At 50.9% G+C, this 24,979-nt stretch carries 17 protein-coding genes; 10 read left to right on the top strand and 7 right to left on the bottom strand.

Annotation, left to right across the window (positions count from 1 at the left end):
* Positions 1–546: 546 nt before the first annotated feature.
* Positions 547–3,189 carry an SO2930 family diheme c-type cytochrome gene (locus CX650_RS08870; RefSeq protein ID WP_101095611.1) on the bottom strand — a complete coding sequence of 881 codons (2,643 nt, stop codon included), beginning with the start codon at positions 3,187–3,189 and terminating at the stop codon, positions 547–549.
* 238 nt (positions 3,190–3,427) lie between these two features.
* On the opposite strand from CX650_RS08870, the gene CX650_RS08865 reads away from it, so the two are divergent.
* Positions 3,428–4,147, top strand: a complete 720-nt coding sequence (locus CX650_RS08865) for a suppressor of fused domain protein (protein WP_101095610.1) — start codon at positions 3,428–3,430, stop codon at positions 4,145–4,147.
* Between the two features lie 96 nt (positions 4,148–4,243).
* On the opposite strand, the gene CX650_RS08860 is transcribed toward CX650_RS08865, so the two are convergent.
* The gene (locus tag CX650_RS08860) at positions 4,244–5,305 is read right to left on the bottom strand and encodes a DUF3083 family protein (RefSeq protein WP_039035604.1); all 1,062 of its coding nucleotides are present in this window, start codon (positions 5,303–5,305) and stop codon (positions 4,244–4,246) included.
* Positions 5,306–5,513: 208 nt separating this feature from the next.
* Here CX650_RS08860 and CX650_RS08855 point away from each other — a divergent pair, with 208 nt between their 5' ends.
* The gene (locus CX650_RS08855; protein ID WP_167388634.1) at positions 5,514–6,014 is read left to right on the top strand and encodes a GNAT family N-acetyltransferase; all 501 of its coding nucleotides are present in this window, start codon (positions 5,514–5,516) and stop codon (positions 6,012–6,014) included.
* Between the two features lie 63 nt (positions 6,015–6,077).
* On the opposite strand, the gene CX650_RS08850 is transcribed toward CX650_RS08855, so the two are convergent.
* Entirely contained in the window at positions 6,078–6,752 is a 675-nt protein-coding gene (locus tag CX650_RS08850; RefSeq protein ID WP_101095616.1) for an arylesterase, read from the bottom strand.
* On the opposite strand from CX650_RS08850, the gene CX650_RS08845 reads away from it, so the two are divergent.
* Entirely contained in the window at positions 6,733–7,503 is a 771-nt protein-coding gene (locus tag CX650_RS08845; protein ID WP_101095608.1) for an ABC transporter ATP-binding protein, read from the top strand. The two genes, CX650_RS08850 and CX650_RS08845, sit on opposite strands and share 20 nt — an antisense overlap.
* Positions 7,503–9,956 carry an ABC transporter permease gene (locus tag CX650_RS08840; RefSeq protein WP_101095607.1) on the top strand — a complete coding sequence of 818 codons (2,454 nt, stop codon included), beginning with the start codon at positions 7,503–7,505 and terminating at the stop codon, positions 9,954–9,956. The genes CX650_RS08845 and CX650_RS08840 overlap by 1 nt, the downstream gene beginning before the upstream one ends.
* Positions 9,957–10,547: 591 nt before the next feature.
* Here the strand turns inward: CX650_RS08840 and CX650_RS08830 are convergent.
* The 3 genes from CX650_RS08830 to CX650_RS08820 form a co-directional block, all read right to left on the bottom strand.
* Positions 10,548–11,105 (bottom strand): hypothetical protein, encoded by a 558-nt coding sequence (locus tag CX650_RS08830; RefSeq protein ID WP_101095606.1) that lies wholly within the window; start codon positions 11,103–11,105, stop codon positions 10,548–10,550.
* A gap of 154 nt (positions 11,106–11,259) precedes the next feature.
* Positions 11,260–15,552: an EAL domain-containing protein gene (locus CX650_RS08825; RefSeq protein ID WP_071476163.1), complete on the bottom strand. Its 4,293-nt coding sequence runs from the start codon at positions 15,550–15,552 to the stop codon at positions 11,260–11,262.
* 286 nt (positions 15,553–15,838) lie between these two features.
* Complete coding sequence (locus tag CX650_RS08820) at positions 15,839–18,628, bottom strand: insulinase family protein (RefSeq protein WP_101095605.1); 2,790 nt, start codon at positions 18,626–18,628, stop codon at positions 15,839–15,841.
* 172 nt (positions 18,629–18,800) lie between these two features.
* Between CX650_RS08820 and sixA the strand changes: the two genes are divergently transcribed.
* The gene (gene sixA, locus CX650_RS08815; RefSeq protein ID WP_039035609.1) at positions 18,801–19,271 is read left to right on the top strand and encodes a phosphohistidine phosphatase SixA; all 471 of its coding nucleotides are present in this window, start codon (positions 18,801–18,803) and stop codon (positions 19,269–19,271) included.
* Positions 19,272–19,441: 170 nt separating this feature from the next.
* Here sixA and smrB read toward each other — a convergent pair whose 3' ends face one another.
* Positions 19,442–19,972, bottom strand: coding sequence for an endonuclease SmrB (gene smrB / locus CX650_RS08810; RefSeq protein WP_039035610.1), 531 nt, complete (start codon positions 19,970–19,972; stop codon positions 19,442–19,444).
* Between the two features lie 84 nt (positions 19,973–20,056).
* Between smrB and prmB the strand changes: the two genes are divergently transcribed.
* The 5 genes from prmB to CX650_RS08785 all read left to right on the top strand — a co-directional run bounded on the left by prmB (position 20,057) and on the right by CX650_RS08785 (position 24,823).
* Positions 20,057–21,001 carry a 50S ribosomal protein L3 N(5)-glutamine methyltransferase gene (gene prmB / locus CX650_RS08805; RefSeq protein WP_039035611.1) on the top strand — a complete coding sequence of 315 codons (945 nt, stop codon included), beginning with the start codon at positions 20,057–20,059 and terminating at the stop codon, positions 20,999–21,001.
* A 96-nt stretch (positions 21,002–21,097) separates the two neighbouring features.
* Positions 21,098–22,192, top strand: a complete 1,095-nt coding sequence (gene aroC / locus CX650_RS08800; protein ID WP_100142790.1) for a chorismate synthase — start codon at positions 21,098–21,100, stop codon at positions 22,190–22,192.
* Positions 22,193–23,380: an MFS transporter gene (locus tag CX650_RS08795; RefSeq protein WP_101095604.1), complete on the top strand. Its 1,188-nt coding sequence runs from the start codon at positions 22,193–22,195 to the stop codon at positions 23,378–23,380.
* Between the two features lie 42 nt (positions 23,381–23,422).
* Entirely contained in the window at positions 23,423–24,550 is a 1,128-nt protein-coding gene (locus CX650_RS08790) for an ATP-NAD kinase family protein (protein ID WP_071476167.1), read from the top strand.
* 3 nt (positions 24,551–24,553) lie between these two features.
* On the top strand, positions 24,554–24,823 hold the full coding sequence (locus CX650_RS08785) for a YfcL family protein (protein WP_101095603.1): 270 nt from the start codon (positions 24,554–24,556) through the stop codon (positions 24,821–24,823).
* Positions 24,824–24,979 lie beyond the last annotated feature (156 nt).

Raw genomic sequence — 24,979 nt, 5'->3', positions numbered from 1 at the left:
GGTATCCAGCTATCCATGCCCCCATTAGCTTCGGCAGTTTGTTTTTGTTACTCACTCCTGTTAATCGATTTTCGGTACAGCTCAACCAAGGGCAATTAGTCATTTGCTGTCAGCATTGGCCCAAGGTTCTGCTTGGTCAACCTAAAACCATATTGCTTTAGTTATGTTTTTGTAAGGTTATTGCCTCGTATCTCGTCTGTTTATCAGTTAGCTTACGGTTGTTTTGAGTAAGCTGTAGGCCAGGTTATCCATACTTAGACCGACAAGTTTGCCTGAGAGCGGCATTGCCAATGGCCCCTGCTGTACTTGGCAATAATATCAAGCCGAGCATAGCTATTTTGAGACAAGGCATCAGGTGCGCTAACTTGAGGGCAGTATTCATATTTATGACTATGACTTCAAAGCTTGAACAAAGATTAGACAGAAAAACGGCTGGAGTCTTAGTATTTGTTACTTGGTAACGAACCAATAACTTCTCAACCGTTTTCATTTCTGGATACGAATTAATCTATGATTTACTTTTTATACGCCAGCTTGGCTTCAGCTTTATTTTGAACAGCTGGCCGCAGGCAAGCGTTTGATCCATTCGCTTATCAGCGCAACTCCTTCATCGTGGCTGAGGCTACGGCCAATTTCGGGCATTCTGTCGCCCGGTTCATTGCTCTGCATCCGGAAATGCATGATGGACTCGGCCGGATTACCCGGTACCACATCGTAGCCCAGGGTGCCGCCGCCATAGGCGACAGGCGATTTACAGGTGCCGTGGCTGAAGCCGTTGTCTTCATCATAGCTGCGTTGGTATTCCAGTTTCAGCCCGGTATTGGAGGCATTGCCTTCGGGTCTGTGGCAGTGGGCGCAGTTGATATCCAGGTAACCCTTGGCAGTTTGCATCAGCTCGCTGTCACTGAGCTGAGTCAAAGTGGCTTCATCGCCATCCACGTAGGCTGGCACCTTGTCGACGCTGGTAAGGGGGGGCAGGCCGCTGAGAATACCTGCGCTTTGCCAATGAAGCAGTTGGTTGGCGCTGCCATCCTGGTAGGGGTAGTCACGGTTCAGATGGCGGGCCTTGGGACCAATCGGCATAAACACCGCCTGGCTGGCGCTGTCGGCCTTGAACTGATGACACTGCTTGCACTGATTCATTGACGGGACAACGTAGTCAAAGTTCAGGGGTTGCCCCTTGTGCACCACGCTCTTGCCTTGAATGGCACCGGCCTTGGCCAAAGAGGCATCTGTTTGCTCGGCATTCCAGACATAGGGCAGGGCGGTCCAGCCCGACTCCCTGTGGATCAACAACCGGGTTTCAATCAGAGTTTCATTGTCCATGCCTCTGGTTGCGGTATCGGCGGGCAGGGCAAATGTTTTCACCAGTACTGTGCCTACCGGGAAGTCAAAGGCCTCATTGCTGCTGTAGTTGGCTTGTTTCCCTTCCGGCACAAACACATAGCGATACTTACTGGCATAGTCGGTAAACAGCGGTGTGTTGAGTTTGTAAGGGATCCCGCCACTGTTTGACATGGCCGCCGGCATAGAGGCGTCGGCAAACAGGCGGTACTGTGCCAGGCTGCTGCAATTGGCACCTGTCAGAGCATCCCAGTTCACACCAGAACCTTGAGCGCTGCACAGCGATTGGTCGCCATCGCCTTCAAGGCCGCCTTCACCTTCTCCTATAGTACCGCCACCGCCGACCAGCACGCCGCCATCACAACCTTCAGTATCATCATCCACGCCGCAGCCGAAGATCTGTTCGCCGAAAGTGACGGTATGCACAGGTAGGCTGACCAAAGAGCATTGCAACAGTTGCTGCTGCTTGGCTTCATACATGACATCGGGAATGCTGACATCGGTATTGCTGTTGCCGTAGAGCCGGCCAACGCTGACATCTCCATTGTTGCTGGCACAGACATTTTCACTGCCGTCAGGGTTGAAGGGGAGTTCACCAAAGCCGAGATAGGCGCCGGTACCATTATTGGCGAGCAGTTCACCCAGGCCATCGTAGAGGATCCCCGGGAAGCGGCCATGGCTGTAGATGTAGGCCTTGATGATATCCTCGATAAGATAACCGTTGGGCTTGGTGGCAAAACCGCTTATCTGGTTGTCATGGATATAGATGTTGCGTGGTGTGGCGCGCCAGCCATCTTCAATGGCCTGACCCGGCAGGGCATAGCTGGCGGCAAAGGTGGAGACATCCGGCTCGGCGATGAAGAAGCTGGAGACAGTGACCGCCAGGGTATCGTGGTTGCTGATCTGGTTGTTGAACACTTCCACATCGCTGGTGGAGAGTATGATCACCCCGGTACCGGGAGGAACAATATGCACTCCGGCCGGGTTGGCAGAGGCGTTGGCGAAGTTGTGGGTATTGTTGTCATAAACCTTGTTGTTGAATACCCGTACGCTGGAGCCGTACTTGTGGTTGCCTATGGGAAGGTCGAACACCAGAATACCACCGGTATTGCCCATGGCCTCATTGTTATAGACATCGGCAAAGCGCGAGTTTTCCACTTCGATACCGGCGACGTTTTCCTTGGCGACATTGCGTCTGACGACTATGTACTCAGACTGGCCCACATAGATACCGGCATCGGCGCTGCCGCGGACATAGCTGTCTTCAATCAAAATATTCTCGCATTCCACCGGGTAAAGGCCGTAGGCGCCATTGCCTTGATCCAGCTCACCTTCCCACACGGCGGAGACATTGCGCAGTATGATGCCATTGGTATTTTTCAGCTTGATGCCGTTGTTTTTGGCTTCATAGACCGACAGATCCTTGATGGTGATATTGAGGGCGTTTTGCACAAAAATACCGTCACCGGCGTTGGCATTGGCAAAGTCGAGAATGGTTTCATCGCGGCCATAACCCATGACAGTGACATTGCTGGCATAGCTGCCGTCACCGTCGACATCGCCGTCAAACAACAAGGTGGCATCTATCTCAAATCGGCCCTTTGGCAAGACGATCACAGCACCACTCTGGGCGTTGATCAGAGCTTCCTGAATTCGGGTTGTCAGATTGTCTCCGGCTTCAACCATGATGGCGCCTTCGGGGAAGGGGCTGGTTAGCGGCGGTGGCGTCACGACCGGTGGTTCAGTGGTTTGAGACGTATTGTCGTCATCCGAGCAGGCAATGAGTCCCAGGGTTAACCCGGCTGCCAGCAACGCCAAAGTCAGGGGGGTTTTCTTGTTGAACATAATCTCTCCTGATAATTGTTATTATTCCGTTAACAAGATCCCGATTCATTTCCCGACTGACAATGTGAAATCCGGCCAAATTAGCGTCAAATAATGCAAGTAGCAGCAGATAACAGATTGAGGCATTATCGCCATATATAAACACTATTTTAACAACAGTTTGTTTTTCATCATTTATTCTGGATTTCGTTCGCAGGCAGTGATAAAACCTCAAGCGTCAGAATCAAAAGGAGTTGGCATGAGTAAGGATGAACAAGAATACAGCCTTTCCGGTGATCCCATTTTCAGATACACGGATGGTGAAAAGGAATGGCAGTCACCTATGGGTGAAGAGTGTATCGTCCAGATAAGCGAACATATTGAGCGCCATATTGGTGAAGTCACCTGGGTCTTTCATGAAGTTATCTCGGATACTGTGCATATTGATGTGCATTATGTGGCACCGACAGACGAGCGACCTTTCCATACTCTGGTGACTTCCGGCATGAGTGACTTGCCTATGAGTACCCCCGAAGGGGCGGATATCCCCAGGTTTATGGAGCTGATGATCACTTTGCCGGCGCATTGGCAGATAAGTCAGGAAGCCTTTATCGATGAAAAGTGGTACTGGCCTGTAAGGCAGCTTAAGTTTTTGGCGCGCTTTCCGCATAAATACGACAGCTGGCTGGGCTGGGGGCACACAATACCCAATGGTGATCCTGCCGAACCCTTTGCCGAAAATACCCGTCAAAACGGCATGATAGTTCTGCCGTCACTGCTACTTGATAATGCATTCCACACCTTGGAGATTGACCAGGACAAGTGCATCAGTTTTTATAGCCTGGTGCCGCTTTATGAAGAAGAGATGATGTTGAAACTGGAGCAGGCCAGCGATGCTTTGTTGGATCTGTTCGACAAGTATCAGGTGAGCGATCTGGTGGATGTTGCCAGAATCAATGTGGTCACAGGGCGGAAATAGCCGAGCCCTGGGGACTCATTCATAGCACACTCATAATAACAAAGTAAAAAGCCGGGCTGAGCGGTATTGTACAGGCTAGCCCGGCTTTTTTGAGTCTTAACGCTTGTAACTGATGTGCTGATGGAATCTCAGCACCAGTTCATGGCGCTCCGGATCCAAACCTATGGCTTCGGCAAAGTCTTTCAAAGCTGCTTCCACCTGGTTCATATAGCGGCCATAACCTGGCTCTGTGTAATCCTCTTTACCGGCGACCAGCAAAAAGTGCACCGATTCCACCAAGTTACCTCCATCCCAATGGCTGACAAACTGGGTGTCGGTTGCCGCAGGATCAAAGCCTATCATCTGGGCTTCGGCAGTGCTTTCCACCTTCTCGAACTTACTGTTGCGAACCAAAGGCATCAAGCCATTGGCTACCATGGCGGTGCGGTGTAATTGCTTGCCTGCCGCCGCGCTGCGGAACTTGTCCTCAAGGAACTGGTACAGCGGGCTGAAGTCTTCGGTATGCTCCTCTTCCAGTACGCTCTGTTTCAGGCGGCGGCTCAACGGCAGGCTGACGGTGACATAGGCCAGTGAGCTGTGATCTTCCGGCAGTTTGCACCTGCGCGACTTGTAGCGCTGATAGATATCTCTTAGTTTGTAGCCATAGGTCTTTTTCTCACCCTTGGCACGGGCGAAGAGATCGTAGGCCATGTGCTGGTGATCGCGGACTTTGACCTTTAACTCCTGCTCCGGCAGGTTGTCCAACACCCCATTCAGTACGGCGTTAACCCGGTTGTGGAAGTTGGCGGCGTTAGCGCGAATTTCCTTACCTGTAGCCAAAAACAGCAGTCTTAACTTGCGGGCCTTGTAGTCCGGCTGGAAGAAAAGATTCTGGGCTTCATGGTAGGCTGGGTTGTAAAAGAACAGGATCTGTTCGGCAGTTTGGAAGCAGTAGGCCTCGGTGTGAAAACGCACCACAGGCAGTTTGTCATTGGCGATCACATGAATGTTGTGCAGATCTTCCTTTTCTGCCAACTGGAATACCAACTTGCTGATCTCGCGGTAGCAGTTTTCGTAACTGGCATAGTGACTGAGCAGCGCATCTGTCATCAGTATTTCAGCCATGATGTACTGGCTGGTACGGGTGGCCAGGGGAATATAGACTTTTTGCAGGGACATATGCTTTCCTTGTTTCATGTTATCACGCTGGTATGGGCATACTAGCCGGGTTGCACAGCACTCTCTTTGCGACAAAACAACTTTCAATCCGATCGGCTATAGACTTATCGCGCCCGCCCTAGTGTAATCTATGGTTATGATTTATTAAACATTAATAAAATTTAGCCAACCTTAAGGCAACAAGCTGAACCACAAGGAGTGATTAATCTTGATTATCGAAAGCCCCAGATTAATTTTGAGACAGTTCCGTGATGGTGATCAGCAGGCCTTATTCGCCATGAACAGCACTTCCGAAGTCCTGAGATATATCCCCGGCGAGCCGTTGAAGGATGTTGAAGAGGCCAGTCAGGTGCTTGAAAAGGTTATTTTTGCCGACTACCGCAAGTATGGTTATGGTCGCTGGGCGGTTGAGCATAAGGCCGACGGCAAGGTGATAGGTTTTTGCGGTCCTAAGTTTCTGCCGGAGTTCGGCAAGGTTGAGTTGGGATACAGATATCTGCCTGAATACTGGGGCCAGGGGCTGGGTTATGAAGCCGCCAGCCATGCATTGCCAAAAATAAAAGCGATTTGCGCCGTGGATGAGTTGATAGCCCTGATCATGGATGGCAACCTGGGCTCGGAAGCGATAGCCCTTAAGTTAGGGATGCTGCCGCAGGAAGAAAGTGAACTGATGGGGCACAAGGTGAGGGTATTCAGCTGCAGCCTTTAGTCGTTTTTAGCGATGTCGTCCTGCGGCTATTATGTCCGGCTGCTATTATGTCCGGTGATTGCCTTATCCGCCTGTTGCCGGCGCAGATGCGTCTGTGGTGGGGGCTTTGATGGCTTCGATTGCCGATTCAACCCAGGGCAGCACAAAGGCGGTGATCTTGGGCTGGGCCTTTTCGTTCGGGTGCAGCCCATCGGCCTGCATCAATTCGGGAAAGGGCGCTATCTCTGTCATAAAGAAGGGCATCAGGGTGACGTTGGGCTGCTTGGCCAGCTCACTGTAAACGGCGCTGAAGGCGTTGGCATATCTGGGGCCGTAGTTTGGCGGCACCATGACTTCGGAAAGCAGCACTTTGGCGCCGGATTGCTGGGCCAACGCAATGATTTTTGTAAGATTGTTTTTCAGCTCTGTTGGCAAAAAGCCTCTGAGACCATCATTGCCGCCTAGCTCCACCAACAGCAGCGAGGGTTTTACCGACTCCAGCAACTGAGGCAATCTTCTGAGGCCTCCAGCCGTGGTTTCGCCGCTGACAGAGGCATTAACAATGTTATGCTCGGGCAGGGCTTGTCTTAGCCCTTCGACCCAACCCTGTTTCTCGGCCATGCCGTAACTGGCTCCCAGACTGTCACCCAGGATCAGTATATCAGCGGCCTTGACGGGCAGCGCAGAGAACAAGAATATGACTGGTATCAATGCCAGCTGACGCAAGCATAAGGAAGTAATTTTGAAGAACAGTGCCATTAAGGTTTCCCATCTCGTAAAAACTGTCACTACCCAGGAAGGTGACCTGACTATCCTGAGTGGCATCAATTTGGATGTCAAGCCGGGCCAGAGTGTGGCCATTCTCGGGCCTTCAGGTTCAGGAAAATCAACCTTGCTGGGCCTACTGGCTGCATTGGATACCCCCTCGTCCGGTGAGATTTGGCTCGATGGCAGTGCCCTGGCCGGGCTGAATGAAGAGCAGAAGGCTGCGCTGCGTAAGCAAAAAGTCAGCTTTATTTTTCAGTCTTTTATGTTGGTTGATACTCTCAATGCCCTGGAAAACGTCATGCTGCCGGCTGAACTTGCGGGTATCAGGGATGCCAGAGAGCGGGCCAAAGCCATGCTGGAGCGAGTTGGTCTTGGGCACAGGCTCAATCATTACCCGAAACAGCTTTCCGGTGGTGAGCAGCAGCGGGTCGCTATCGCCAGAGCCTTTATCAGTGAACCCAAGGTGCTGTTTGCCGATGAACCCACGGGCAACCTGGACAAACACAACGCCGACAGGGTTGCCGATATGCTGTTTGAGCTCAATCGCGAGAGTTCGACCACCTTGATTTTGGTGACCCATGATATGCAACTGGCCAGTCGCTGTGAGCGCCAGCTGGAGATGCATGAAGGGCGATTGTATGAACAGGGACAGCAAACCTTGCCGGAAGAGGCCGGTTTGCATGAGGCCAAGACAGAGAGCCAGGTGCCGGCGGCACAGGTAATGGCAGAGGAGGGGCGCTGATGGAATGGACGCTGGCATGGCGCCTGTTTCGCCGCGAACTCAAGCAAGGGCAGTTGGTATTGATAGTGCTGGCCTTGACCCTGGCGGTGTTGTCTGTGACCGGTCTGGCCCGGGTCAGTGACAGATTGCAGCTCGCCATCAATGGCCAGGCGGCCAAATTCATTGCCGCCGATCGAATCATTAATTCACCCATCCCCATAGATGCAGGCATACTGCAGCAGGCCAATGTGTTAGGGCTGAAGCAATCGCAGAGTTTGCAGTTTAACTCTATGGTTTACAGCGGTGATGCCTTTCAGTTGGTCACTGTCAGAGCGGTTGATAATGCCTATCCGCTCAAGGGCAAAATTGTCTTGCGCCAAGGGGAAACCAGTACCTTGCCGCAGCCTGGTGAATTGTGGTTCGAAATGCGTCTTGGGGGATTGCTGGGGTATCCCAAGAGTGTTGAGCTGGGTAACGCCCAGATGGCGTTGACCAAGGAGATAGACAGGCTGCCCGATGCCGGTTTCAATCCATTTGCTTCTTCCCCCCTGGTGTTGATGCGCCTTGATGATGTGGCGGCAACCGGGGTCATTCAGCCCGGCAGCCGGGTGACATATCTTTATCAGTTTGTCGGGGATAGCCAGGCGCTGAGCCGTTTTGAAGAATATGCCAAGCCACTGCTGACCAGTAGCCAACGTTGGGTGGATGTACAATCCGGCGATTCGCCGATTGCCGGGGCGGTGCAGCGGGCAGAGCGATTCTTGCTGTTGGCGAGCTTATTGGGGATAGCCCTTGCCTGCGCCGCCATCGGCATTGCCGCCCAGCGTTATTGTCAGCGTCACTATGATGTGGTTGCCATGCTGAAAACCTTTGGCGCCAGTGCAAGACAAATCCGTTTATTGTTCGGTCTGCACTTGCTGCTGGTGACCTTTCTTGGAGTGATCTTGGGGATCTTCGGTGGTCTGGTGCTGGATTATCTCATCAGCCGAGCCTTGCCTGCGGAAATTGCCGCCTATTCTCCGCCTATGTTCAGACCGCTTCTCTTGGGGCTGGCTACAGGGTTTATCAGCGCCTTTATGTTCAGTGCCTATCCGCTGATGCGGCTGCTGGCTATTCCGCCGCTCAGGGTGTTGCAACGCCAGCTTGAAGGAATACGTCTGGGTATGTGGTTGCATCTGCTGCTGAGTTTGGCGGCTATGGGATTGCTCGGCTGGCTTTACTCGCGCTCTTTGCCTTTAACTCTGACCGTGGTGGCCAGTGTGGTGTTGCTCGGGGGGCTGCTCAGCCTGATGGGTTTTTTGTTAATCCGCCTGGGGCAGAGTGTTGGTATGCGCACGACCAACCCCTTGTCGCTGGCACTGGCGGGCCTTCGGCGCCGCGCCAGACAAAACGCTGTACAACTGGTGGGCTTTTCCAGCGCCTTGGTGTTATTGCTGACCATAATGGCGTTGCGTCAGGACTTGCTCAGCGAATGGCAGAAGCAGTTGCCTGAGGATGCGCCGAACTATTTTCTGGTTAACATAGCCCCGGACGAAGTAGAGCCGCTGGCGGACTTTATGGCTCAGCGCCAGATTGCTGCCACAGATATCTATCCTGTTATCCGCGGTCGGCTCAGCGCCATCAATGGTGAGGAGGTGATTACTGCCGAAGAGCAGGAACAGGGGCAGAGAGGGCGCCTTGGGATTTCAAGGGAGCTGAATCTCACCTGGCGAAATACCTTGCCGCCCAACAATGAGATCCTTGACGGCCATTTTAATCGGCAAACCGATGAGGTGTCAGTGGAGTCCGGGGTGGCCGAGCGTTTGGGTATTACTGTCGGAGACAGCCTGAGTTTTGTTATCGATAACCAAACGCTGACTGTCAAGGTGGCCAGTATTCGTTCTGTGCAGTGGGAAACTTTGCAACCCAACTTCTTTATGATTTTCAGTCAGGAAGCCTTGGCGCCATTTGCTTATACTTCAATGGCCAGTTTTCATCTGGATGATGGTCAAAAGGCCGTTGTGCTTGAGATTATCCGTAATTTCCCCACTGTCTCTATCATAGATGTGGGGGCCATGGTGGCTCAGCTCAAAGAGATAGTCGCCCAGGTATCTTTGGCGCTGACGCTGGTGTTGGTGCTGGTGGTATTGGCCAGTGCCCTGGTGATGATAGCGCAGACCGAAGCCGGCATGGCCAGTCGCCAACGAGAGCTGGCGGTTCTACGCACCTTTGGCGCGCCGGGAAGCTTGCTTAAGCTTGCCACGGCGTTGGAGTTTGCACTGCTAGGTGCCGTGGCGGGCATTCTGGCGGTCACAGTGGCGGAGTTTGCGCTCTGGCTTTTGAAAACTCAGGTGTTTGAACTTAGAGTCAGTCCTCACTGGCAATGGTGGCTGTTGGCTCCCCTCAGTGGCGCCTTGTTGGTGGCACTACTTGGCTTGTGGCGTTGTCGCAGTCTGCTGCAAAAGTCCTGTGGTGAGCTGTTAAGGCTGGAGTAGCGCCAGGGGGTAGGTTGTCAGGCAATTTTGTCGAACCATTTTTTTGCCTGCCTCGGGTGGCGAATTACTGACCTTTTGCTGTTATTTTGAGCGTTGCTGGGGTAGTATTCCGACTTTCTTTTGGACAGTGAAGGGATGCGCTGCAACAAGTGAGGTGAGGCGAGTTGACACTGATACTGGCAGGCGCGATGGCTTTGGCGGGGACTATGGGCGTCTCCGCTTACACTCTGGGACATTCAGCTTTCAAGGCAGGAATGGGGGTTAAACGTTGGGTGGCTGCCGGGTTGTTTTTGGGACCCGCCGCTATGTTGTTATTTAATGCACATAGGCAATTGGCGCACCGCAAAACCACTCGACCCGGCGATAGCAAGCATGCTTTCTAGAGTTGTCTATTGATTCCAAATCACAGCAAAAGGGAGCATAAATGCTCCCTTATTTTTTCGCTGTTCCATTAGTTCCACCAGCCTCTGGCTGGCACCACTTCCAGGTGACACAGACCCTCCGGCAGTTTCACTCTTTTACGCTCTGGTTTGGTCAGACCCAATAACTTTTTGATTGATATGATCATAATTAGTCCTCCAAGGCCCGGGGTCAGGCGTATATAAATTTCACATTAGGCGCGGCGGCCAGCTCGACAGGTTTGAACTTCACGTTCGGGGCTGCGGCCAGCTCGACAGGCTTGAATTTCACATTAGGCGCGGCAGCCAGCTCGACAGGCTTGAATTTCACATTCGGAGCTGCGGCCAGCTCTACAGGCTTGAACTTCACATTAGGGGCGGCGGCCAGCTCGACAGGTTTGAACTTCACATTAGGCGCGGCGGCCAGCTCGACAGGTTTGAACTTCACGTTCGGAGCAGCAGCCAGCTCGACAGGTTTGAACTTCACGTTCGGGGCTGCGGCCAGCTCAACAGGCTTGAATTTTACGTTCGGAGCAGCAGCCAGCTCGACAGGCTTGAACTTTACGTTCGGAGCAGCAGCCAGCTCGACAGGCTTGAATTTCACGTTCGGAGCAGCAGCCAGCTCGACAGGCTTGAACTTCACATTAGGCGCGGCAGCAAGTTCAACAGGTTTGAATTTGACGTTTGGTGCAGCGGCAAAAGCCAGTGAACTGGTAACAACGGCGGCGGTAGCAACTATAAATTTAATCATTATCTTATCTCTCTCAGGGTAGTGGTAACAGTCAGCGGTTAACTTCTTGACGCTGAGAGAGATAAAGCAGGAGTCATGCCAGAAATGTTGTATTAACTTTAAATTGGTTTTTCTTTGGTGACTTTTTGGTTTTTATGCTGTTCTGGCTTGGTTGCTAAACTGTGTTCTTTTTACTTGATAATTCAGGCATATTTTGTTTCAAATATTCAGAAAATTCAGCCTCAGAAACCGCCTTGCTATAAATAAATCCTTGTATTTCTTCACAATTTAATGCTTTTAAAATACTCAGCTGTGAGGGTTCTTCTACGCCTTCGCCCACAACGGAAAGCCCCATATTGTGGGCTATGGTGATGATGGAGTCGACCATCTTTAAATCTCTGTCCGATTTATCGATATCGTCAACAAAGGCTTTATCTATTTTCAAGCTGTGAATGGGGAATCGCTTCAGATACGACAGGGACGAATAGCCGGTGCCAAAGTCATCAAGTGCCAGACAGACTCCCATTTTTGCCAGTTGTTGCATGACTTTAATGGCTTTTTCAGGATGCTTGATAACAGTCCCTTCAGTGATTTCCAGTTCCAGATTAGCAGCAGGTAGGCGGGTCAGACGTAAAATTGACGCGATTCTTTGCTGCAGATCGGGTAGGGCGAATTGTCGCGACGACAAATTGACAGCCACACGGCCATCAAACAATCCCTGTTCACGCCACTGCTGGGCGGCAAAGCAGGCCTTGCGCATAACAAGGTCGCCTATTTCAATAATTAGACCATTTTCCTCTGCCAGCGGAATAAAGTCATTGGGTGGGATTAATCCATGCTGAGGATGATTCAAGCGGACCAAGGCCTCCATACCCGACACTAAACCGCTACGCAGATTTATTTTGGGCTGGTAATAGACTTCAAACAGATCGTCTTTCAGGCCTTCGCGGATGAGATTCTCTACCTCCAACTGCCTAATTGCATTGCGGTTCAAGGATTCAGAGTAGAACTGATAGCGGTTACCTCCGGCAGACTTGGCATGGTACATGGCAATATCGGCCTTTCTCAGCAGTGCCTGCTCATTTTGCTCGTCTTCGGGATAAAGCACTATGCCTATACTAACGCCGACAACCAGTTGTTCGCCTACCAGTTCAAAGGCTTGACCGAAGGCGTCTATGACCCGGCTGGCTATCACTGCACTGGAACCTATGTCCGGATTCTTGTCCACCAGAATGGCAAATTCATCCCCACCTAGGCGATAAAGATTGGTGTGTCCGGGTATAGATTGCTGCAGCCTCTGTGCAACCAGGATCAAAAGCTCATCACCTATCTGGTGACCAAGTGAATCATTGATTTTTTTGAAATTATCCAGGTCAAGTACCATCAGGGTGTGGTGATGATCTTTCTTCACCAGGTTGCCCAGGGTGACTTGCAAGTTGGAGCGGTTGGGAAGACCGGTCAGGAGATCATTGTTGGTGAGCTTACGCAGCTCTTCTTCCTGCTGTTTACGACGGGAGATATCGGAAAACACCCCAACATAATGGGTCAGGATCCCTTGCTCATCGTAAATCGCATCTATGGTGAGCTCCATCAGGAACTCTGAACCGTCGCCCTTAATGGCTTCTATATCGTTACTCCAGCGGCCGTATTGCTGCAATAACTGCTTTATTTGTTGATTGTAATTGTCAGGATAACGGCTGAATTGCAGTGTTGTGCCGAGCAACTGGTTGCGGCTGTGTTGGGTGAGTTCACAGCAGGCTTCGTTAACCTCAACATAATGGAAATCGGCATCCAGAATAAACATGCCTTCCGAGATATTCTCTATCGCCCGCTCGAATAGGCGTAGCTGCTCTTCTGCTGTCTTGAAACTGTTGATGTTTTTGATGGTTCCCGTCATACGCAGGGCATTGTCATGCTCATCCCGCTCAACAATTTTGGCTCTGTCGAGGATCCACAGCCATTCACCATTTTTGCTTTTAACCCTGTAGGTTGCTTCAAAATGATCTGTTTCACCGTAAAAGTGTTTGTTGAGCGCTTCTCTTACCCGCTCTCTATCTTGAGGGTGAATATTGCTCTCTTCACCATGATGGCCGGAACGCTGGCCGTCGCGGGGAAACTCGAGGGAGCCCCAGATATTGGAGCGGTATATCTGACCCGTTTCTATATCCCAGTCCCACATCTCATCACCGCTACCCCAGAGGGAGAGCTTTAGCCTCTCCTCACTCAAGGCTATTTGGCGCTGGATCTCTCTCTTGCGCAGCACGGCTTTGGTGATAACCGTCAGTATTAGCAGCATTATCAAAACATAGAGCGCCTTGGCAATGTTGGAGAGCCACCAAGGCGGGGTTATTTCTACTTGGAGTTCGGTATTTTGGCCTTTTTTACCTGTGATGGGATCTATTGCTCTGAGCTGAAAGGTGTAGCTTCCGGGAGAAAGATTGGTATAGGTTGCAGAATTAATGCCTTTGGAGCTGATCCAGTCGTCAGAAAGCCCTTGTAGCCGGTATTCGTACTCGAGTTTAATATGAGAATACTTTGGGCTATTGAATCTAAGAGTGAAGGGGTAATCGGAGTATTTTAGTTTGATCTCATTTGACAGCGAAAGAACTGAGGAGAGTTTACTATTATCGACGAATTGGGGGATATTAAATATCAATAGTTCATTGAGGTTGGCTTTTGGCGCATGACTATTTTTGAAGTTAACAATGTCATTGGGTGAAATAATGGTTAACCCGGAGATCCCTCCCAGTAGGAATCCATTTCTCCAAGTTGAAGCGCTTTGTGTATTGTATTCATATTGACTGCCGAAATCTTCATTTAAAAGATATGTTTCACCAGAGATTCCTATTATTACTTTTCTGATGGATGTGGCAACATAATTACCATCAGAATCAGTTGCGATTGAGTAAATGGGACTGTTGGCGATATACGTTGTTGATATTTTTTTTGTAGCTTTATTGTAGAATTTTAGGCCTGTCCCAGTGCCTAAGTATGTGCCTGATTTTGTTGGTGCGATGCTGTAAGTGATCTCATCACTAAAAATATGTTTGACGCCTGTAGTGTTACTGGCAGTAAAGACACCAACTTGAGTTGCGATATAAAGTTGATTGCTTTCGTAAGCAATGTTGAATATTGATGGTTTTTCACTTATTTCATATTGGCTGACGATGCCGAGTGTTTTTACATCAACTTCATGTATTAGGGAATTTGCAGTACTTATTGCAATTCGTGTTTCATCCTCATTGACAGCTAATGCGACTATAGGGCTATCAATTATTTGATACCGTGTTCCAGTATTGACATTTATAGCATACAATCCATTTAGAGAGCCGTAGAAAATAGTGTCATTTACAAGTCCTGCTGTTTTGGGGCCTTTTAGTCCTGTATCAACAGATAAGATCACGTTGAGGTCTTCATTCAGCAGTTTAAGAACTTGTGTGTCATCTGATATTAGAAGGTCTTTTTTCTGGTTTTTTTGTATATTCCAGACGCTTTGAGTATTACTGGCAAGAGTCGAAGCGAGTTGGCTTTTAATATCTATCGCAGAAAACCCTTTATTGAGAGATGGAATGTAAATGCGGCCTTTTTCTGCATAAATGAAACTCATTGACGTAGAGAGAGCCACATCCTTGATTAGACCTAGAAACTTTTCTTCTCCTTTAGATGAAATGTTGAATACTTTGTTATTTTTTAAGGCGTATAAGTCATTTCTCAAGCTGAATATGTTATTGTATTTTTCTACAGATATGCTTGTTAGTTTATTATCTTTCCATCTGTGTATACCATCTTCTTTTAAAATGTAAATGCATTCCGTTCCTTGGCTGATTGATATTGACTCTTTTGATATTAATTTACTTGCTTGCGAATCTTTATTTGTCTGATAGACAGAACCATCGTGATTGCGCGTTATATAAAGATTTTTGTAGGAGATAATCTGTTTTACATTAAGAAAATTTTCTGATTGCAATAATGTGATTTTAGGGGTTGTAGTAGTTATCTGATCTACTTTAGCTATTTTGTCGTTGAGACCAACTAATATTGAATCTTCCATTCGTTGGAGAGACCAAACTGCACTGTTCATACTGCTTATGGGTACAAAAGTGTTTTTTTCCTTATTATAGGTATAGAGACCATGGTTGGTGCCAACTAAAAGAAGGTCTTTGTGTGAGTATAAACTTTGGATGAATGAACTTCTCAGACCAGTCCCGTCATTGGCGAAATATTGTTTGAACTCCTTGCCATCGAAACGGTTAAGACCATTGAGAGTTCCTACCCAGATATAACCATCCGAATCCTCGGTTATCGATGTGACTGTGCTTTGTGAGAGCCCTTCAGGAACGCCGTATGTTTCTGCTTTTAGAAGGATCGGAGCGGGAGTATCAATCAGAGGAAGTGCTGCAACTGTAGCCGGGACAAAGGCGATAACCAAACACCAGAGCATTGTGAGGTAGAGCAGGAAATTAGGCATAAATTTAGTAAATTTTATAATGAGTGATGCCAGTATCGTGAGTGATAACTCTTTCAGAAAGTTACCTGATTGTCAAAATTAAACCTTTCTATCACATAAGCTTACCTCAAATTTGTTCAATGTTACTGTTGGTAGATTGAACTGTAATGACAGCTAAAAAGCACGCTGTGCTGATATTGAATATAATACCTTTTGTTTCCAGCTGCTGATTTACTTACTCTTGGGATAATCTGCGATACCGATTGGGGATGAAAAAATCCCCGTTTAAGCAAGTGCAGCCCAGAGATTAAAGGTTAAACTGCTCAGCCTGCTGTTTGAAGGCACGTAAATCAGTGATCAAAGAGCCGGCTTGCAGGCGTTCCAGGTGTCTGTGTTGCTCTCCTGTGCTGAACAGCACCAGACGGTCACTGTGTTTGGTACGCATTTTATCCATCATAAACTTAATCAGCCCGGCCCGGGTTTGGCGCTTGATTTGTGCTACCACCAGTTCGCGCTGATTAAAGTGGTAATCCTTATTGCCTATGCTGACCCAATAACGTTGACCGCGGGTCTTGAGGTTGGCGTCATGTTCCATGACTTGGTTGATCAATCCCTGCTTGGTGCTTTCCCACTGTTCATTGGTTATCTGCATCACGGCGTAATTAAAGTCGGCGATAAACTCATCTATGGCTTGCAATAACTGCAGCGGCCCAGCGGTCGGTGACTGTACATAGAAGATCATTCCCGGGTGGCGGTTCAGCGGCAGATAACCAGTGCCCACCATATAACCGAGTTGCCTTTGGGTTCGCAGCTCGTGGAAGAAGGTCGATGACATGGTGTGATTCAAAAGGCTGAACAACGCCATTTTCTCCGGAGTGGCAAACACGGATTGGTAATAGACTATGATGGCGCTGTCCGGGTGGGCTATGTTCAGCTCCCTGAGTACGGTGCCTTTACCCTGAAGGTTGACCAATTCCCTTGCCGATTCACGGCTGGGCTTGGAAACCAGCGATAGAATATGGCTGAGACGTTTACCCAGAGACTGGGCTTCTTGCTCCAGCCAGTCACCATAGACCAGGCCTTCCAGATAGATTTTTTCATAAAAGGCGCTCACATGGTCGTGCAGATCGTCCAGGGTGATATCTTCCAATAACTCTGCCATCCGCAGTGGTTCATAACTGCGTTTTTGCAGGGTTACCGTCAAGCTTGTGAACAGCTGGGAGATGGGTTTCGCCTGGGCATGGTTATACCAACTGCGTAGCAACTGGCGTTTGATAAGGTTGAATCTCTCTTGGGTAAAACTGCGCTCCCGGGCCTTATTTATCAGCAGCGACAGCAGGGTTTCCTGATTGCCGGTAAAACCGGTTAAATGTAGGGTCAGTCCGCCTTGATGGGGGTAGATGTTGTAGCTGAGGCCAGCCACTTCCGCCTGGTAGGTGTGTTCGGTCAGATGATCGAGCAGCATTTCCACATACAGCCGGGTCAAGGCGGCATGTCTTGGAGTGGGGCTGGCCTGATCCGAATCGAGAGACAGATACAGATGCCCCTTGGGGACATTGAATTCATCATCTTTCTTGTGCCAGATACGATAACCGGCGCCTTCGGCGACAATCACCGGCTCAGGATGCCGACTGGGTTCACTTCGGGCTATAGCGTCTTCAACGATGAAAGGATTGGGTTTTGGCAGCTCCATTCCGGTTTCAGCCTCGGCGCTGCGCCACAGTGCCAGCCTGGCGTCTTCTATGGGCTTAATTTGATACGGGGTGTGATACCAGGCCGCCTGTTGTTCGGTATCCAGATCCTGGGCCACCAGTTGCAGGCGCATATTTTCCGGAGTCATCAGGCTCATCAGTGCCCTGGCTTCAGCGACATCCAGGCCATCCATGCGATAGTCGCCATAGACGGTATCTTCAACCTGATAGTGCTGCATATTGATGCTTAGGTGACTAGCCAGATCCAGTGCTTTTATCTGTTCCTGGTAGCGAAATGCCAGTTTGAGTAGATTGGCTCTTTCCTGATAGCGCCAATCTTCCAATCCCTTATCGGCAATGAGTTTGATATAACCGAAGCAGGCTGCAACCACCCTGTCGGTTTGGTTCAAACCTTTGTCGGTCAGCTGAATACTGATGCTGTATTCCTTGAAGTTGTAGCCGTTGATGCCACCACCGGCAGATAGTCCGTTGATAAGGCCGGCGTCCTTGAGTTTGGAAAACAGGCTGCCGTGGCTCTCGCTTCCTAGTAGGTGACTGATAAAGGTCAGTGGTTTACTGCGATAGAAGCGATCGATAGCGGGCAGGGCAAAGCTCAGGGTCAGGCGCTTTTGCTCTTTAAGCGGCACTATGTGGATCTGCTTTTGCAGTTGCTCACTGGCGAACAGTGGCACTTCGGGATAGGATTTTTGCAGGTCATGATTTTTTATTGACGAGAAATAGCGTCTGGCATACTGCTCCAGCTCATCAATTGCCATCGGAGCCACCAGACACAGGGTCATCAGGTTGGCGCTGTAATGGCTGTTGTAGAAGGCAAGCAGTTCTTCCCTGAGCTGTTGCTCGTCTCCGCCCAGCGTTTGTAGATTCCCGACGGAAAATTTGCAAAAAGGGTGTCCCGGATTAACCGTCTCTTTCAATACCTGATAGATACGGCGGATATCGTCTTTCTGCTTGAGACTGAACTCAGATTCTATGGCGTGTCTTTCTCTTTCAACCAATTCCTGATTGAACAGCGGCGCAATAAAGAACTGGCTGAATCTGTCCAGCGCCTCGGCAAATACCAAGGGATCTATGGCAAAGAAGAAGTTGGTGTGCTCAGTACCCGTCCAGGCATTATTGCTGCCACCATGTTGGTTGATAAAACTGTGATAGCCTCCGGCCTCGGGAAACTTGGCTGTCCCCAAGAACAACATGTGTTCAAGAAAATGCGCCATTCCGGGGCGGGATTGGGGATCATCGAAGTGGCCGACATTAACCGCCATGGATGCGGCGGCCTGGGCAGAATGCATATCTTGCACCAGCAATACCCGCAGGCCGTTGGTCAGAGTCAGATGACGATAGCTGCGGTGGTCATTGGGGCTGGAAATGACAGACTGGCAAGTGCTCAAGGGATAACTCCCGTATAGACAGATTGTTATATATTGATAGCCTTATGCTTTTTTGGCAAATATCTCTTGGATTTTTCGACTAAAGATTGAGAGCTGTGCGGTTTGTTGCCGCGCTATAAAGGGCTACAATTGACAAAGAACCATAAGAACTTTTTTCTGTAGTGAGTGATGTATGCAGCTTTTTCTAATGCGCCATGGTGAGGCCAGTTTCGACGCACCCTCGGATCGGGAGCGAATACTGACTGATGCCGGACGCCTCCATACGATACAGATGAGCAACTGGCTGAATGATTCAGTTTCTGCCTTTGATCTGGTGCTGGTGAGCCCTTATCTCAGAGCACAGCAGACCTGGCAGGAGCTGGGAAAACACTTTCCAGAACCGCGTAAATGGATGGTATTGGATGAATTGGTGCCATCGGCCGACCCGGAAATGGCTGCCAGCCTGGTTAAGGCTTACGCCGAACAATTTAAGGCAGACAAGGTGTTGGTGATAGGCCACATGCCATTATTGGGTTATATGGTCAGTGAATTGGTGGCCGGTATTGAGCCGCCGCTATTTGCGACTTCGTCAGTGGCACTTATCGATGTGCATGGGCAGCAGGCAAGTGTGATGTGGCAACAAGGACCGCACAATATCGCCTAGTGGTTCCAGATTAAAGCTGCCTTCAGGGCGGCGATTAACCTAAACTCAAGCGCCTTAACTGATTAAAAAGGTGACTCTTGGGTAAAGTATCAGCAAAACAAGCAACCCGGCCATGACCGGGTTCTTTGCATTTATAGTGCTAAGTCTGTAAAGGGGCAGCTCAACTGCGGTTAGCGTCGGTGGGGATGTTCGCCAATATCTATCAGTATCAGCAGCGCCGCATCGCCGCCCCATTCTTTGGGGGCCTGATGAAAGGCTTTGACCTTGGGGTGCTGCGCCAGCCACATGGGCAACTGTTGTTTGAGAATGCCGGTGCCGTAGCCGTGCATGACACTACAGCAAGGGCTGTGTTCACGGATACAGGCCTGGATCAAGGCCGCCAGTTCCAGCTTGGCTTCGGTTTGGCGGTAACCATGCAGATCCAAAAGAAAGTCAGGCACATAATCGCCTCTACGCAGACGTTTGACTTCCATGGCGTCTACATCGTCCCGACACCAACGCATAGGGCCGTTAACTGGCAATAATGGCTGGTAAACGTCTGAAAAATAACTGTCCGCCTGGATCTGAACTTCTTTTTCAGCCAGTTGCTTCTTGGTTTTACTCGGCGGGCGGAAATGGCGCTTATCCTGGTCGAGCGGGGTGATCCCGGATACCAGCGCCTGAAATTCCGCCAGGCCTTCTTTGTCGTTTTCTTCGTTCATTAGGCTATTTTATTGAATCCTGTTTCTTCTGAACAGACTTCAGTTACAATGGGGGCGGAATAAGAATAAAGCCGGAGTCAGATTTTGGATAAGATCTTTGTGGATGAAGCCGTCACCGAATTGCGGACGGTAGGCGACATGTTGCGCTGGGCCGTCAGCCGTTTCAATGACGCCAATGTTTATTATGGTCATGGTACAGATAACGCGTGGGACGAAGCGGTTTCCCTGGTATTTCACGCCCTGCATCTGCCCGATGACATTGGTCAGCAGGTGATCCACGCCAATCTCACCAGCAGCGAAAAACACAAAATAGTTGAGCTTATCATTCGCCGGGTACGTGAGCGTTTACCCGTGCCTTATCTGACCAACACCGCCCGTTTTGCCGGGCTGGACTTCTATGTGGATGAAAGGGTTCTGGTACCGCGTTCACCGATTGCCGAGATGATCCAAAACGGATTCGGTCCCTGGCTGTACAACAAGCCGGTAAGACGGATCCTCGACCTTTGCACCGGCAGTGGCTGTATTGCCATCGCCTGTGCCTATCAGTTTGAAGAAGCCGAGGTCGATGCGCTGGATATCAGCGAGGATGCACTGGAAGTGGCACAGATAAACGTTGAGTCGCTCGGTGTGATGGACAGGGTGTTTCCCATGCAGTCCAACCTTTTCAGCGCAGTGCCACGAGCGCCGCAGTACGATCTGATTGTGTCCAACCCACCTTATGTCGATGCCGAAGATATTGCCGATATGCCGGATGAGTATCGCCATGAGCCGGAAATTGGTTTGGCGTCCGGTCGAGACGGCCTGGATATCACCAAGCGCATTCTGGCCAACGCCGCCGACTACCTCACAGATGAGGGTATTCTGGTGGTGGAAGTGGGCAACTCCATGGTGCATCTGATTGAGCTTTTCCCCGATGTACCTTTCACCTGGGTCAGCTTTGAACATGGCGGCGATGGGGTGTTTGTGCTGACAAAAGATCAGTTAGTTGAAAATCAATCACTGTTCGCCATCTATAAAGACAGTGAATAATAAAGCGGCCCATTAGCCAATGGGCCTGTAAAGCCGAGGTTCGGATGGCCGAACCTCTATGGCCGGTCACTTTATCTCTAGGGGGAAATTAAGCGGATGTCGGGAAACAGCATAGGTCAGAACTTTGTCGTCACCACTTTTGGTGAAAGCCATGGGCTTGCACTCGGCTGCATTATCGATGGCTGCCCGCCAGGGCTTGAGCTGACCGAAGCCGATATGCAGCAGGATCTCGACCGTCGCCGTCCGGGTACTTCCCGCTATACCACAGCCAGGCGCGAGCCGGATCAGGTGCGTATTCTCTCCGGCGTGTTTGAGGGCAAGACCACAGGCACCTCCATCGGCCTGTTGATTGAAAATACCGATCAGCGCAGCCAGGACTACTCCAATATCAAAGATCTGTTCCGTCCCGGACATGCCGACTATACCTATCAGCAAAAATATGGCCTGCGCGATTATCGCGGCGGTGGCCGCTCCTCGGCGCGGGAAACTGCCATGCGGGTGGCGGCAGGGGCCGTGGCGAAGAAATACCTCAAGGCGGTACACGGCATTGAGATCCAGGGTTATCTCTCCCAGCTTGGGCCTATTTGCGCCGACACTCTGGATATGGCACAGGTGGAACTGAACCCCTTTTTCTTCCCCGATGCCTCCAAGTTGGAAGCGCTGGATGACTATATGCGCGAGCTGAAAAAATCCGGTGATTCCATCGGTGCCAAGGTCAGTGTGGTGGCCACCAATGTGCCGGTCGGCCTTGGCGAGCCGGTATTTGACCGTCTCGATGCCGATATTGCCCATGCGCTGATGGGAATTAATGCGGTCAAGGGCGTTGAAATCGGCGATGGCTTTGCCGTCGTCAACCAAAAGGGCTCAGAGCACAGAGATCTGATGTCGCCAGCCGGGTTTGACAGCAACCATGCCGGCGGCGTGCTCGGGGGTATCTCTTCCGGGCAACCCATAGTGGCGCATATGGCGCTGAAACCCACTTCCAGTATCAGCGTGCCAGGCAAGAGCATGACAGTGCAGGGCACTGAGGCTGAAGTGGTGACCAAGGGGCGGCACGACCCCTGTGTCGGGATCCGCGCCGTGCCCATTGCCGAAGCCATGTTGGCGATAGTCTTGATGGATCACTTGTTGCGTCATCGGGCCCAAAACCAGGATGTCAGCAGCCTTACACCTGTACTTGGAATGCGATAAATGCGCGGACTGTTTCCCGCAGGGGGACAGCTCGCCTGGCTTTCTGCCTGCTATTTCTTCTTCTTTGGCATACTCGGTGTCATGGTGCCCTATCTGGGGGTATTTTTTGACAACCGTGGTTTCGACGCCGCCGAAATAGGCTTCCTGCTGGCCATACTTATGGCAACCCGCATAGTCGCGCCCAATGTCTGGGCGCTGGTGGCGGATCGCACCGGCATGCGCTCTGAGCTTATCAAGCTCGGCGCCTTTGCCGCCGCCTTGACCTATCTGAGTTTCTTTTATCATGGTGGCTTTCTCTATCTGGCGCTGAGTCTGGCCCTCTATACCTTCTTCTGGAATGCGATTCTGGCGCAGCTTGAGGTAATCACCCTGGAAACCCTGGGGGCTGAAGCCAACAAGTATGGCCTCATTCGCAGTTTCGGCAGTGTCGGCTATATCGTGCTGGTGGTGGGCACAGGCTGGGCCATCAAGGAGTTTGGCCCCGAGGTGCTGCTTTATGTGGGGCTGAGTCTGTTTCTTGGGTTACTGGGCTGTGCCTTACCCTTGCCATCGAATCGGGCCTCGGCGGGGGCCGTGCAGAATAAGCCGGCACTCAAACTCGGGCGGCCGCTGCTGTGGTTTTTACTGTCTGCCATGTTGCTTCAAGCCAGCGCCGGGCCTTTCTACGGCTTTTTCGTGCTTTATCTCAAGCAGGTGGGTTACACAGAGGCCAGCGCCGGTATTTTTGTGGCTCTCGGGGCAATGGCGGAAATCTTCATGTTTATGATAGCGCCCAGGTTACTCGGTCGCTATGGGGTCAAGACGCTGCTGCTGGTGAGCATAGGCATGACGGCGCTGCGTTGGCTTCTGGTGGCTTTTGGCGCCGAAAGCATGTTGCTTTTGGGGCTCAGCCAACTGCTGCATGCCTTTACCTTCGGTTTGACCCATGCGGCATCCATCCAGTTTGTTCACCGTAATTTTGATATCAGTCACCGCAGCAAGGGCCAGGCACTTTACGCCAGTTTGAGCTTTGGCGTCGGCGGCGCTTTGGGCACCTGGATCTGCGGCCTGATTTGGGGCGATGGCAGTGGCGCCTTCTGGTGTTGGGTATTTGCCGCCGCGTGCGCCTTGCTGTCCATGTTGGCCGTGCTGGCTATTCCGGGTAGCGACTCCAGGCGTCAATCACAGAGTGACCCCATTGACGCCTGATGATTTCTTACAAGAGCAGAGCATCATTTGCCGGAGAGAGTTATGAGTAAAATGTTTCGACTGGGCCTTATCATTAATCCGCTGGCCGGGCTTGGGGGCAGTGTGGCCCTCAAGGGCAGCGACGGTGTGGCAAAAGAGGCGCTGAGCCTTGGCGCCACCCCCAAGGCCGGGCTGCGAATGGAGCAGGCCTTGGCTGTGATAACGCCTTTTGCCGAGCGCCTGCAAATCTATACCGCCTCGGGTAACATGGGCGCCGACCTGGCGCAAAAGCTGGGTTTTCGCACCGAGGTGTGTTACCAGGCGGCGACGGATACCAGTCGCAGTGATACCCAGGCTGCCGCCAAGGCCTTGATGGCGCAGGAGCTGGACTTGCTGCTGTTTGCCGGCGGCGATGGCACGGCAAGGGATATCTATGGGGTTGTCGGTGAGCACTTCCCCGTACTCGGTGTACCGGCCGGGGTCAAAATTCATTCGGGTGTTTACGGCATTACTCCCCATGCATCCGGGTTGGTATTGAAGCAACTGCTGGAAGGCGCCCTGGTGAGTCTGATGAGCGCCGATGTGATGGATATAGATGAAGAGGCCTTCCGCCAAGGCACGGTCAGGGCGCGGCGTTATGGTGAAATGACAGTGCCTGCCGAGCCGCGATATATCCAGGCGGTGAAGATGGGCGGCCGCGAGGTGGATGAACTAGTGCTGGCGGATATTGCCGCCGAGGTGGTCGGCGATATGGAAGATGAGCTCTACATTATGGGCTCCGGCAGTACAGTGGCGGCCGTGATGGAGGAGCTGGGGCTCGATAACACCTTGCTCGGGGTAGATCTGGTGCAGAACAAGACCCTGCTGGCCTCGGATCTTAATGCGGCGCAGTTATTGAGTGCCACTGAAAATCAAAAGGTTAAGTTGGTCATTACCCTGATAGGCGGCCAAGGGCACATTCTTGGCCGTGGCAATCAGCAGTTGTCGCCCGAGCTTATCAGGCGCATTGGCAAGGAAAATATCATCATTCTTGCCACCAAAAGCAAACTAAAAGCACTTGAAGGCAGGCCGCTTATCGTGGATAGTGGCGACCAGAAATTGGATAGCGAACTTAGTGGCTATTATCGAATTGTGACAGGTTACCGGGATTACGTGATGTATCAGGTGGCCAACCCAGACTTAGCGGAGTAGAGCATGTTAGAGAAGTACGAACAGGCATTGGAGCAGTGGATTGGCGAGATAGTGGCCGGCGGTGACGATGATGCCCTGTTTGCCAGTGGTTACCTGCAGGGGCATTTTGCCGTGGTGCTGGCCGAGCTGGAAAACGAGTCAGAGCAAGGGCCGGATGCCTTGAATGAGCGGATGCAGCAATGCCTGAAACTGGCAGCCAAAGAGCTTGAAGATGCCGACTATCGTTTGGTGGATAACGCTTGGTTAGAACTGAAACAACGAATCGCCGCCTGAGTTTTGTCGGCGTAGCGAGACAAGTTTGTTGTTGTTCCGGGTATAAAACCCGCAGTGGCTCCTTGTTGAAAAGGAAAGCTGTAATACCGTCAATATTATCGAAATAAATATTATCCGATGACAAGAGTCATCGGATTTTTGTCTCTTTAAAGCCCT

Source organism: Shewanella indica (genome assembly GCF_002836975.1).
In the GTDB taxonomy this organism is placed as follows: domain Bacteria; phylum Pseudomonadota; class Gammaproteobacteria; order Enterobacterales; family Shewanellaceae; genus Shewanella; species Shewanella indica.
This window is presented reverse-complemented; position numbering and strand designations above follow the sequence as displayed.